This is a genomic window from Rhizobium sp. 11_C7_N12_5 (assembly GCF_051811145.1).
Classification (GTDB): Bacteria; Pseudomonadota; Alphaproteobacteria; order Rhizobiales; family Rhizobiaceae; genus Rhizobium; species Rhizobium lusitanum.
Genome location: NZ_JBPWPY010000002.1, coordinates 1035623 through 1047556 on the forward strand (window position 1 = coordinate 1035623; position 11934 = coordinate 1047556).

The window sequence follows — 11934 nt, forward strand, 5'->3', positions numbered from 1 at the left end:
CGCGCGATACTAGAACATTCGACGGTGCCGATGCAAAAAAATCCGGCGTCGACGACGAAGAGGACGCGCCTATATTTGCGCCGATCCACCGTCTGCAAAAAGCTCGCATCCGTTGACGAAGCTGCTTTCGTCCGAAGCGAGGAACAGCGCGGCATTGGCGATTTCCCGAGGGTCGCCCATTCGTCCAAGCGGAATGCCGGCCAAGGTCAGCCGCATCATCTCCTTCTTCATTTCCTCCGACGTCACCAAATCGTGCCAGCCGGGCGTCGACGTCGCGCCGGGCGCAAGCACGTTCACCCGGATGCCGCGCGGCGCGAGATCGAGTATCCAGTTCCGGGCGAAGCTGCGGATGGCGGCCTTCGTCGCGCCGTAGACGCTGAACGCCGGAATGCCCGTCGACGCAGCCGTCGAACCGGTCAGGATGATGGACCCGCCATCTTTCAGCAGCGGCAGGGCCTTCTGAACGGTGAAGAGCGTGCCTTTGACGTTGATGTCGAAGGTCCGGTCGTAGTGCTCCTCGGTTATTGCGCCGAGCGGTGCGAACTCTCCTCCTCCGGCGTTTGCGAACAAGATGTCCAGATGGCCGGCCTCAGCCTTCACGATTTCATAGAGACGATCGAGATCGCCGAGGTTGGCAATGTCGCCTTGGATGCCTCGGGCGCTCCCACCGACTTCGCGGACGGCCGCGTCGAGTTGCTCGCTACGCCGGCCGGTCATGAAGACCCGAGCGCCCTCCTCTGCAAATAGCTTGGCGGCTGCGAGGCCGATGCCGCTGTTGGCGCCTGTGACGACTGCAATTTTTGCCTGGAGCCGCATGTTGATCTCCTATGTCCGCTTGATCGGCTACGATGACCAGACGGTACTCCTTGCGTCTATGCGAGGCTAAGGAGTTGCAGGAAGAGCTTGTGAGTTTGCGTTAGAACGTATGCGCGGCGGCTCGGCGGATGCTAGAGACGGCAACCGCCGCAAGCGTTGCGGGGCCGATTGCCGGCCCCGCTTGCGTGTCATCCCTTGATGAACGCCAGGATGTCCGGGTTCAGCACTTCGGGATGCGTCGACAGCATTCCATGCGGATATCCATCGTAGGTTTTCAGAGTCCCGTTCTTCAGAAGCTTGACCGACAGAAGGGCGGCGTCCTGGTAGGGGACGATCTGGTCGTCGGTGCCATGCATTACGAATACCGGCACCTCGATCTTCTTCAGGTCTTCGGTGAAGTCCGTCTCCGAGAACGCCTTGATGCATTCGTAGTGTGCGTTAGCGGCACCCATCATGCCCTGCCGCCACCAGTTGTTGATCAGACCTTGAGAGATCTTGGCGTCGGGACGGTTGAAGCCATAAAAAGGTCCGGTCGGAACGTCGATGTAGAACTGCGCGCGGTTGGCGGCGAGCGCCTTGCGCAACCCATCGAAGACGTCGATCGGCAGGCCACCGGGGTTCTTGTCGGACTTCAACATGACCGGAGGGACAGCGCCAGCAATGACCGCTTTGGCAACCCTCCCCGGCTTTGCCCGGGCGACGTAGTGCACGACCTCGCCTCCTCCGGTGGAGTGACCAATGTGGACCGCGTTCCTGAGATCGAGAGCTTCCGCCACCTCGGCGACGTCGGCTGCGTAGGTGTCCATCTCGTGACCAGTTCGGCTTTGCGAGGACCGGCCATGACCGCGGCGGTCATGCGCGATGACCCTGAATCCTTCCCCAAGGAAGAAGAGCATCTGATTGTCCCAGTCGTCGCCGCTGAGCGGCCATCCGTGGTGGAAGACGATCGGCTGCGCATTCTTCGGGCCCCAGTCCTTATAGAAGATCTCGGTTCCGTCCTTCACCTTCACAGTACCCATGAACTTGTTCTCCGTTGTTGATTGTTTCGATTTGGTGGCGGCTGAAGCCGACTGACCGACTGCCAGTACGAACGCGGTGGCGGATCCTGCAAGAAGGGCGTCTCGTCTCGTAAGGGAAATAACTGACGACGATGTCATCGGAAGAACCTCCAGTTCGTGGCTCGCGTCTACGGCAATCCGCGCGTACCGGCCGCCTCGTAAAGCGGCACGATTGTCGCGTGGTGATAGCAGCCGGTCTTTCGAAAACGTCTGTTTTGATTAGCACTGCCAGCTAGGCGAGATAGCCGCCGTTAACGTCCAGATCTGACCCCGTCACGTAGCTCGCGGCCGGGCTTGCAAGGAATACGATGCCGGCCGCCACTTCCTCTACAGTCGCGATCCGTCCGAGGGCATGAAGGTCCAGGATGCCTGCGGGCAGCTTGTCTTCCGAACCAGCCAGCATGTCGGTGGCCATGATCCCCGCCTGGACAACGTTGACGGTTATCTTTCGGGGACCAAGATCACGCCCGACGCCCGTCGTGTAGCCGATCAGGGCTGCCTTGGTGCCCGCATAGTCCGCAGTTCCAGGAAAGCCCGCGCGCGTGCCCACGCCGGAACCGACCGAGATGATGCGCCCGCCCTCAGGGAGAACCTTCGACGCCGCTCTGATGTTGGCGACTACGCCGTTCACGTTGATCGCCCACTGCCGGTCCATTGCCAAGTTGTCGATCTCCGGATCATCAATCCTTGCCCCCTGCCACGCGACGGCGGCGTTGTTCACAAAGGATGTCCAGCTTTCCGAGATGCTCGACCACTTTTGCGATGAGGTCCGGCGGTCGACGGATCGCCGTGGTCCGACTGTATCGCCACGGCGCGGCGGCCGCGCCGTTCGATCTGCGCGACGACGGCCTCCGCACGCTCCTTCGATTTTTCGTAGCTAATCGCGACGTCCGCGCCCTCGTCGGCGAGAGCAAGCGCTACCGCAGCGCCGAGACCAAGGGAGCCGCCAGTCATAAGCGCCACTTTTCCGTTAACAGAATTGCTCATCGGCTTCTCCTTTTTAAGAATGGGATGAGGTGCCTTTCTGTTCGCGAGTCGCCGTCGGACAGCCGCCGCAGGCCTCGTCGATGATCGCCTGCTGGATCGCATCAAATCGGGCCGCGAGTTCGCGCTTGACTCCAAGTTCTTCGAACATCTCCGCCATCGGATGGAACGCAACGGCGGAACTGCACCCGGGCAGCTCCCGGACGAGAATTCGCAATGGCAGATCGAGGGCGGTCAGCGGCGTGTGCAGCATGACTGGCGTTCCCGCCTTCGGATTGCCGTAGACGATTACACGCGTCTCCGGCATCGACAGCCCGTTATCTCGTGCGGCCTTCGCGTGATCGATCTCCGCGAACACTGTCATCCCAGCCTTCCCGATCGCATTTGTGACCGTTTTCAGCGCCTCCTGGAAGGCGTGCGTCGTGCGGTGCTCGACGGCTTTTGAACGCATATGCAATCCCCTATTCTTCGCCAGCGTCGTCCCCACGGGACAGTTTCCCCTCCTCGGCCTTGTAGAAATACTGGCTAGCGACAAGCCACCCCTTGAGCGGGCGCAACGGCGGGATGCACGTCAGGATCATGAATGGCCCCGTCACAAAGATCTGCGCCCAGATCGAGGCGTGGTGCGCGACCGCGAGCCAGACTGCCAGCAGCACGGTCGGAACGGAGGCGAAACAGATCACGAAGAACGCAGGCCCGTCGGCGGGATCGGCGAACGCATAGTCAAGACCGCAGACCTCACACTCCTTGCGTAATGTTAGGAAGCCGCTAAACAGATGACCTCGACCGCATCGCGGGCACAATCCGCGAACGCCCGTCTTGAGTGGTGACAGCGGCGGATACTTCTGATCCATGCCCGCCCCCCTTTCGTTGCCTCTCACGCATAAGGCACTCGTTCCATTCGCCTGTCGAGAGGCATCCAGCAACCGGCGTCCGCTATCGTACTTTAACGAAATCGGGCTGCCGCTTGCCCATATCTCGGGGCCTGCTACTCTGCTTGCCGGGGACCACCTCTGGCGAACATCGTCATGGACACAACATCAGGCTTGCGAATGCTCCGAGCGCTGCCCGTCGATGCGGACCGCGATGGTATAGCCGATGCGCTCGCGGCCGCCTGTCTTGAGTTCGGCGGGGTCGGCCGGGCGGAGGTAGTCTTCCTCACAGAAGACGGTCCCGCACCGCTCACTTCGTCGGTTATGTCCTCGCTCCGGGGAAACAAAATGCCGGTCGCCACGGCGGGCGAGAATGGTTCCCGTCTGCCCCATGAGCTGCTCGTTCCGCTTCTCGTCGGGGAGGTTGTTCTCGGCGTCTTGAAGATTGAAAGCTCCACAGTCGCGGAGTTCGACGAGGACCTGGCCAATGCATTCGAAAATCTGGCCTCCTATGCCGCCGTGCGGATCGAGAATGCCTCGATCAACGCCCAGCTTCGTCAGTCGCAGGAGAGAGCTCGCCTTGCCGAATGGGAGCTTCGTCTTTCGTGGGATACGCTTCCAGCCCACGCCTGGCACACGAGCCCGGACGGGAGGCTGGAGGACGTCAATCGACAGTGGTTGAGCTACTTCGGTCTTACAAAAGAAGAGTCGATGGGCTTCGGATACATGCGAGTCTTCCATCCAGACGATAGGGAACGTGTCCAGGAGCTATGGACGGGGCTGTTGACCAACGAGGTCGCGGGGGGTGTCGAGGCTCGCATGGTCGCTCGTGACGGCACCTCGCGTACTTTCTTGCTGCGTGCTGTGCCGATCCGTGACGAGAGCGGCAAGGTCATCAAGTGGTATGGCCTGAACACTGACGTTGAAGACCTTAAAATTGCGCAAAACCGAATTCAGGAGAGCGAACAGCGCTACGCGGCAACGCTCTCGAGTATCGGGGATGCGGTCATATCGACAGACGACCAAGGGCGGCTGACGTTTCTCAATCCGGTTGCAGAAAAGCTGACGGGATGGACACAGCAGGAGGCCGCTGACAGACCTGTCGAACAGGTCTTCAAGCTGATCGACGAGGCACACCAAGTCCTGGTCGACCCCGTCTCGGAGATCCTCGGCCGCGAAGCCGAGCTTACGATAAGTACCCAATACGCGCTCCGCTCGAAGGCCGGCTCCGAGATGGTGATTGATGTATCTGGGGCACCGATCATCGACACGAGCGGCGAGATGAAAGGCGCGGTTCTCGTGTTCAGGGACATGACCCAGAGAAACGAGACCTCGGACGCTCTGCGAAAGTCGAAGGAAGATCTTGCTCGCATGAGCCGCCTGACCGCCATAGGCGAGTTGGCGGTGTCCGTCGCGCACGAAATGAATCAGCCCCTCATGGCCATTGTCACCAACGCCGCAGCATCCATGAGTTGGCTGAAATCCGCTTCCCCGAACATCGAAGAGGCCGTGCAGGCGATCGACTGGGTTCTGCGCGACGGCTACCGGGCGGGCAAGGTGTTGAGCAGCATCCTTGCACTGGCGCGGAATTCTCGACCTAAGGTCGGGCCGCTGAGCATCCGTAGCGTGATCGAAGAAGTGCTCCTGTTGACCAAGAACGAACTCCGGCAAAAAGGCGTCCTTGTCGAAACCGTTTATGAGGGTGCAGCGGATGCGGTCAACGGGGATCGGATCCAACTCCAGCAAGTCCTGATCAATCTGGTCATGAACGGCGCGGACGCAATGGCAGCGTTGGAAGGCCAGCGGCGAGTGCTCCACGTCGTCACGAGGCGGTGCGAAGGAATGATCCAGGTGAGCGTTTCGGACAGCGGCGTAGGTCTTGATCCGGATACTGCGGAAAGGGCGTTCGAGGCCTTCTTCACCACCAAAGCGACCGGCATCGGAATGGGGCTCTCGATTTGCCGATCCATCATCGAGGCGCACGGGGGCCATATCTGGGTCGCGACTGAAAAGGGCAAGGGGAGCACATTCAGCTTCACCCTGCCACCTCCGCTATCCTCGCAAGAGCAATGTGCAACTCCTGAATAACCGGGCGGATCAAAGCTTGTGTACGAGAGATGGAGGCGCCCATTCAATTCCTATATTCTAGCCGTCCTCCGCCAGCCGCACTTTCTCGATCGCGCACCGCAGGGTTAAGGGAGGCAACGGCGGACGAGTCATGTCTGAATCCTTTCGAGTTCAACTATTAAACGCCAGCAGACGCCGCAGATTTTAGTGTGGCGATCTCCGCCTCCAGTTCCTTGATCCTCGCGTCCCTGCTTTCGATCGCCTTCAGAACTTCGTCGGCCTCGAACCGGAGCGGAATATGCTGCGGGCAGTTCGCGTCCCAGGCTTCGACATGGAAGAGGATCACCTGCTCGGGTCTGGCTTGATATCCCTTCGGCGTCAACTGCTCGAGGAGCGCCGCGTCGTTTTCGACCACCTTGGCCGTTCCCCAGATCTTGATGCGCGTTCGGCTTCCGTAGTCGATCAGAAAAAGCTGAGCCTTATCATTGTCGGCAAGATTTCCCTGAGTGATGTACTGCCGGTTGCCGATATAGTCCGCGAATCCCAGCGTGGTTTCGTCGATCACATGGAGGAACCCTGGTGGCCCGCCCCGGTGCTGGATATACGGCTGGCATTCCTTGTTGGCGGTCGCCATGAAGATGCTGATCTGCTTTTCAATGAAGTCTTTGAGATCGGGCGTGATCGCGGTCGCCCATCCGCCGCGCTCCTCGACGCGGGCGTAGGATTTGCGAGAGCCCTTCCGCTCCTGGATCTCCTTCACGGATCGTGAGAAGGCGACGTCGCTCGAGAAATGTCTTTCGGTATCCACGGCCGCCTGCCCTCCCTATAGGATCGGCGATCCACGCCGCCGCGAGGAGTTTCCACTTACACGCCTTCGTAGGCAAGGCGGGTGAATAGTGCCGGAGAGATCGCCCAGTTGCCGAAGACCGGGTCCCATTTCGCCGTGGGTTTCGCGGCGATCGTCTCATCCACGGTCCGGCCATCCTTCTTCAGCTTGGCGACGTTCTCCCGGATGCCGACGAGCATGTCCCGCCAGGCGATTAGGTCCTTCTTGTTGCCGATCTCGCCATGCCCAGGGATGACGATCGTCTGGTCGTCGACCATCTTGATGTTGGCCTCGGCGGCCTGGATCTGCCCGTCGATGCTGCCACCCGTCGAATAGTCGATGAAGGGATAGACGCCATTCCAGAAGGTGTCGGCGACGTGCACGACGTTCGCCTCCTGGAAGAACACCGAGATGTCGCTGTCGGTGTGGGCGGGACCGTAGTACTTCAGCGCGATCGTCTGACCGTTGAGCTTCAACGTCTCCTCGTCGCCCTTCATCAGCATCGTCGGCAGCGCGCCCTTCGGCGAGGCTGGGAAGTCGAAATCCCAGTCGAAGACTCGAGTGGCGACCGTCAGATGCTTCAATGAATTCGGGTGGGCCGTGATCATGGCGCCTTCCGAATTGAGCCATTCGTTGCCGTCGGTGTGGTCGAAGTGCCAATGCGAATTGATGAGGTGCTTGATCGGCTGCAGACCGAGATCGGCCAGCGCCTTCTCGATCTTGGGGCGCGTCGCCGTGATCCCTGCGTCGACAAGGAGCTTTCCGTCATCTCCGACCAGGACGCCCATGTTACCGCCGGAACCCGAAAAAGCGCTGATGCCGCCACGAAGCTTAGTCGTGGTGATGTCCGCCGCCGCCGCGGCCTCGCGGATCTGGACGACAAGACTTTTGGCGGCCGCGAACGATTCCGCTGGCGAAAGCCAGCCGCCCGTGGCCGCGAACGTCGCGCCACCGAGGCAGCAAAGGCAGAAACCACGTCTCGGTAGTGCGTAATCGTGCTTGTTCATTTCCGGCTCCATCTGTTTGGACAGTCGCGGTGGATGGGCGCCACCACGCAGGGAGGCGTGCGTGGTGGCCAAGCCTCGATCTAGTCCCGGCTCAGTTTTCGATCGAGGAAGTCGTGAATGAGCGGGGCCATCTCCGGAAGCTTGTCCTCCAGGGCGAAGTGCCCGGTGTCGAGAAGGTGCATCTCGGCATGCGGCAGGTCGCGAAGGTAGGGCGACGCGCCGTCGGCCGGGAAGATCTTGTCGTTCTTGCCCCAGACGATCAGGGTCGGCGGCTTCTTGTCCCGGAAGAATTTCTGGAATTCCGGATAGAGCGGGACGTTCGTGCCGTAGTCGTGGAAGAGGTCTAGCTGAATGTCGTTATTCCCAGGGCGATCAAGCAACGGCTGATCGTGACCCCAGTTGTCGGGATCGATGTGCGCGAGGTCGCTCATCCCGTCCGTGTACTGGAACTTGGTCGTCTCGGGCTTGAAGAGCACCATCAAGGCCTGGCGGTTTTCTGGGGTGTCGTGTTTCCAGTACGCCTTGATCGGGTCCCAGAACTCCTTGAGCCCCTCTTCGTAGGCATTGCCGTTCTGGACGATCAGCGCCGTCACGCGGTCGGGATGCTTGAGCGCGAGGCGGTATCCGACCGGAGCACCATAGTCCATCACATACATCGCGTATTCCTTGACATCCAGCTTGCCAAGAAGACCGTCGACGATGTCCGCGTAGTGCTGGAACGTGTAGGCGAACTTTGTATGGTCGGGCGCGGCGCTCTGGCCGAATCCCGGGTAGTCCGGCGCGATCACGTGATACTTGTCGGCGAGGATCGGGATCAAGTTCCTGAACATGTGGGACGACGTCGGGAACCCATGAAGCAGAAGTACGACGGGAGCGTCGGCGGGGCCGGCCTCACGGTAAAAGATGCTCGTCCCATCGACGTCCACCGTGTGATAGGTCACCTGTGGCACTATTAGCTTGTGGGCGGCGACGACCTTCTTCGCAGCATAGGACGTGGCCGGCAACGTCGCCGACGCGGACAACGCGATCGCGATGGCCAATGCGCTCCTGCCTAGGATCGATCTGTTCATTTCAGCCTCCGGTTTTTCGAATGAGGACGCGAGTGCGACTGCTCGTTGCGTCGCTGATTTCTCCTTAATTGCTACTCTCAGCGAGCGGAAACGACGAGCTAGTTGTCGTAAGCCGTTGTGAGTTTGCGTGAGGCGTCGTGCCAAACGACATCGCCAAATCGTTCGAATTCCTAGACCTTGGTCTAGTTCATCACGACGTTGTCGGGGTCGGGCTGGCCATTGGTCGGATTGTTCGCGTGCCGGGCCGGAGCTAGGCTCTTCCCACTCGCACCCAATTGAAGATCGCCTCCCGCTAGCGGGGCCAGATTTGTAAGAGTTCGATCTTCAGCAGCGCGATGAACAATTGCAGCCGACGGAGAAGTCAGCCATGCAAGTCCAATTCGCCGATACGCTCGAACAAACGAACCCAGCAGACCCATACCTGCCTCACCCTTCCAGAGAGGCGAAGCGCCGCGAATCCTATAACGACGCGATCCGCTTTGGCAGGTTCTGCGCAGTCCCGCATTCCCGGCAGCTTTTGCTGGACGGGCGCCCGCAGGAAATTGGCGGGCGGGCTTTCGATCTTCTGATGGTTCTGCTCAGGTCCAACGGCAGGATCGTCAGCAAGGACGAGATCCTGAACGAGGTGTGGCCGTCGATGGTGGTCGAGGAATGCAATCTCCGCTTCCAGGTGAAGTCCTTGAGGCGGGCGTTGGGTAGTCAAGGCAACATCATCAAGACGATCGTCAGAAGAGGCTACATGCTGATCAGGGACGACGTGCTACCCGAGGACAGGGCGCCGTTCGACGCGACAAGATCGACGACAATTTCGCAGATAGGCAAGCCTGCGGCAATGAAGGTCGCGGCACCCTACATCGTGCTGATCGAGGATGACGAGAGCGTCCGGCGCTCTATTTCAACACTGCTGCGATCGGTCGGCTTTTGCGTCGCATCCTTTGAATCCGTCAAGGAATACCAAGAGAGCGGGGACGCACCTCAGCCCGATTGTCTCATCCTCGACGTCTGCCTGCCCGGCAGAAGCGGCTTGGACTTTCAGGCCGACCTCCTGAAGACTGGAATACGATACCCGATCATCTTCATCAGTGGCCATGCGGACATCCAGATGTCGGTGCGCGCGATGAAGGCGGGCGCGGTCGAGTTCCTGACGAAGCCTGTTCGGCATCAGGATCTGTTATCGGCGGTGGATATAGCGATAAACGCCGTATAAGCACGACCGAACATTGACGTTTAAACTCAAGGCGGCCGCGAGGGCCGCCTTCGTCCATTGTGGCATCAATTTTAGCCTTCACGGTATATCTGACCCGAAACCGAAAGCAGATCCAGCGGCCAACTGAATCTCACACGCCATCTCGACAACTCACACCATTGGACGGCGCCGCGTGGTAGCCTCACTGGAAGATAAACCGAGCGCGCATGCGCACTGCTGCACGCGCCCACCGTGAGGTTCTTCGCATGAACAAGTGGCTGTCGAGTTCAGTAATGGTCGCGGCTCTCATCTTAAGCCAGAGCGCGATGGCGGAGTCGAAGCCGACGATCGTCCTTGTCCACGGAGCCTTCGCGGAGTCCGCGAGCTGGGACGGCGTCGCCGCCAAGCTGCTGACGGACGGCTATCCTGTCGTCGCAGTCGCTAACCCGCTACGAGGACTGAAATACGACGCCGATTACGTCTTGGCAGTCCTGAAGTCCATTGACGGCCCCGTCGTCCTCGTCGGTCACTCGTACGGCGGCTCGGTCATCACCGACGTCGCGGTCGAAGGCATGAACGTCAAGTCCCTGGTCTTCGTCTCAGGACTCGCGCCGGACACTGGAGAGAGCGCCAGCGGCCTGGGCAAGAAGTTCCCAACCGGCACACTCGGGGACGCCTTGGCGCCGCCCGTAGTGCAGTCCGATGGAAAGCACGATCTCTACATCCTGCAGAGCAAGTTCTGGAAGCAGTTTGCCGCAGACGTTCCGGAGCAGGAAGCAGCGCTCATGGGCGCGGAACAGCGTCCGGTTACGGCTGAGGCCCTGAACGATCCTTCCGGCGATCCATCCTGGAAGAAGCTGCCCTCGCATTTCATCTACGGCACCGCTGACAAAAACATCCCAACTGAGCTCCACGAGTTCATGGCGAAGCGGGCTGGCGCAAAGGAAACGGTTGGCGTGAACGGCGCGTCGCATGTGGTGATGATCTCCCATCCCGATCTCGTGTCCGCAATGATCGAGCGGGCCGCCGCCGACAAGTAACGCCACGACCATCCACTAATTCGCGCCCTTCCGATGAGGAGCAGCAGATGCAGACCGATATCGCAATCAAGGTGAGCTTAGGCGGGATGCGTCGCGTCTTCGAAGCCGTCGACGACTGCCTGCACGTCGAGCACTACAGCGTCGCCGACCCGAACGTTTCTCTTGCAAAGCTGACACGCGAGAACGGAAACCGGGCGATCACCACCTCGCTGGGTTCCGGCGTCGGGACGTTCGTCGTCGCGGCCCGCGATTCCGAGCTACGCCTTGAGCAAAAAGGGCGTGTCCTGTTTCAGGGGCTGATGGTCGAGGACAGCCTCACCTTCGTGGAAGGCCCGGATCCGATCGCCGTCGAACTTCAGTCCGATGCGTGTCTCTATGTGCTCACCTTTCTGCGAGAGCCCTTTCGAGGCCCCTGCTCCGTTGTGGGGGGAAGGTTCAACATCCGCGATGTCCGATTAAGGGACCTGATAGGCGAGATTTGTGAAAGCTCGCCGGCGCGAAGAGGCGAACTCACCAAGGACTTCTCGCGGTTGGCGTTCGAACACTATCGATCGCTGCCGCGTGTCCATCCCCTTTCGGCATGGCGACTGAGCCGCGTCAGACGCTACGCCGAATCTCGTCTCGACCGGAGGATGTCGCTGGAGGAACTCGCCGACGTCGCGGGCTTCTCGCGAGCGCATTTCGCAGCCACGTTCAAAGCGGCCACCTCGATGAGCGCTCACGAGTTCCTTCTACGGATGCGAATCCAGGCCGCGGCAAGGCTACTCATTGGCACCGATCTGGCTCTCGTCGAGATCGCCTTGCAGACGGGGTTCCAGAACCAGCCGCATTTCACGACGGTCTTCAAGAGGATCACCGCAGTCACGCCGCGAAAATGGCGGAAGTCCCGTCGGTCCGCCGTAATGGCGCAAAGCCGCGAGCAAATGGCTGACGGCGTCGTTGTTATCGAACACCTGCCGGGACAGCCTAAGGGATTCCTTCCGCACGCACTGCATTGAAGACCCGCAC

11 protein-coding genes and 1 pseudogene are annotated in these 11934 nt (G+C 60.3%); 4 read left to right on the forward strand and 8 right to left on the reverse strand.

Annotation, left to right across the window (positions count from 1 at the left end):
* Nucleotides 1-69 precede the first annotated feature (69 nt).
* The 5 genes and pseudogenes from AB8B29_RS23830 to AB8B29_RS23850 form a co-directional block, all read right to left on the reverse strand.
* Nucleotides 70-816, reverse strand: coding sequence for an SDR family oxidoreductase (locus tag AB8B29_RS23830; RefSeq protein WP_173412292.1), 747 nt, complete (start codon nt 814-816; stop codon nt 70-72).
* 188 nt (nt 817-1004) lie between these two features.
* Entirely contained in the window at nt 1005-1835 is an 831-nt protein-coding gene (locus tag AB8B29_RS23835) for an alpha/beta fold hydrolase (protein WP_037200730.1), read from the reverse strand.
* A gap of 271 nt (nt 1836-2106) precedes the next feature.
* Nucleotides 2107-2861, reverse strand: a pseudogene (locus AB8B29_RS23840) (SDR family NAD(P)-dependent oxidoreductase).
* A gap of 13 nt (nt 2862-2874) precedes the next feature.
* Complete coding sequence (locus tag AB8B29_RS23845) at nt 2875-3309, reverse strand: DUF302 domain-containing protein (RefSeq protein WP_047561939.1); 435 nt, start codon at nt 3307-3309, stop codon at nt 2875-2877.
* A gap of 10 nt (nt 3310-3319) precedes the next feature.
* The gene (locus AB8B29_RS23850; protein ID WP_037200734.1) at nt 3320-3712 is read right to left on the reverse strand and encodes a DUF983 domain-containing protein; all 393 of its coding nucleotides are present in this window, start codon (nt 3710-3712) and stop codon (nt 3320-3322) included.
* Nucleotides 3713-4078: 366 nt separating this feature from the next.
* Between AB8B29_RS23850 and AB8B29_RS23855 the strand changes: the two genes are divergently transcribed.
* Nucleotides 4079-5818 (forward strand): PAS domain S-box protein, encoded by a 1740-nt coding sequence (locus AB8B29_RS23855; protein ID WP_234903947.1) that lies wholly within the window; start codon nt 4079-4081, stop codon nt 5816-5818.
* 157 nt (nt 5819-5975) lie between these two features.
* On the opposite strand, the gene AB8B29_RS23860 is transcribed toward AB8B29_RS23855, so the two are convergent.
* The 3 genes from AB8B29_RS23860 to AB8B29_RS23870 form a co-directional block, all read right to left on the reverse strand.
* On the reverse strand, nt 5976-6605 hold the full coding sequence (locus AB8B29_RS23860; protein WP_173412291.1) for a pyridoxamine 5'-phosphate oxidase family protein: 630 nt from the start codon (nt 6603-6605) through the stop codon (nt 5976-5978).
* 56 nt (nt 6606-6661) lie between these two features.
* Nucleotides 6662-7630, reverse strand: a complete 969-nt coding sequence (locus AB8B29_RS23865; RefSeq protein WP_439006730.1) for an MBL fold metallo-hydrolase — start codon at nt 7628-7630, stop codon at nt 6662-6664.
* 80 nt (nt 7631-7710) lie between these two features.
* Nucleotides 7711-8700 (reverse strand): alpha/beta fold hydrolase, encoded by a 990-nt coding sequence (locus AB8B29_RS23870; protein WP_168597642.1) that lies wholly within the window; start codon nt 8698-8700, stop codon nt 7711-7713.
* 367 nt (nt 8701-9067) lie between these two features.
* Between AB8B29_RS23870 and AB8B29_RS23875 the strand changes: the two genes are divergently transcribed.
* The 3 genes from AB8B29_RS23875 to AB8B29_RS23885 all read left to right on the forward strand — a co-directional run bounded on the left by AB8B29_RS23875 (nt 9068) and on the right by AB8B29_RS23885 (nt 11924).
* On the forward strand, nt 9068-9907 hold the full coding sequence (locus tag AB8B29_RS23875) for a response regulator (protein WP_173412289.1): 840 nt from the start codon (nt 9068-9070) through the stop codon (nt 9905-9907).
* Nucleotides 9908-10152: 245 nt separating this feature from the next.
* Entirely contained in the window at nt 10153-10926 is a 774-nt protein-coding gene (locus AB8B29_RS23880) for an alpha/beta fold hydrolase (RefSeq protein WP_037200773.1), read from the forward strand.
* Nucleotides 10927-10973: 47 nt separating this feature from the next.
* Entirely contained in the window at nt 10974-11924 is a 951-nt protein-coding gene (locus AB8B29_RS23885; RefSeq protein WP_037200743.1) for a helix-turn-helix domain-containing protein, read from the forward strand.
* Nucleotides 11925-11934: the final 10 nt, after the last annotated feature.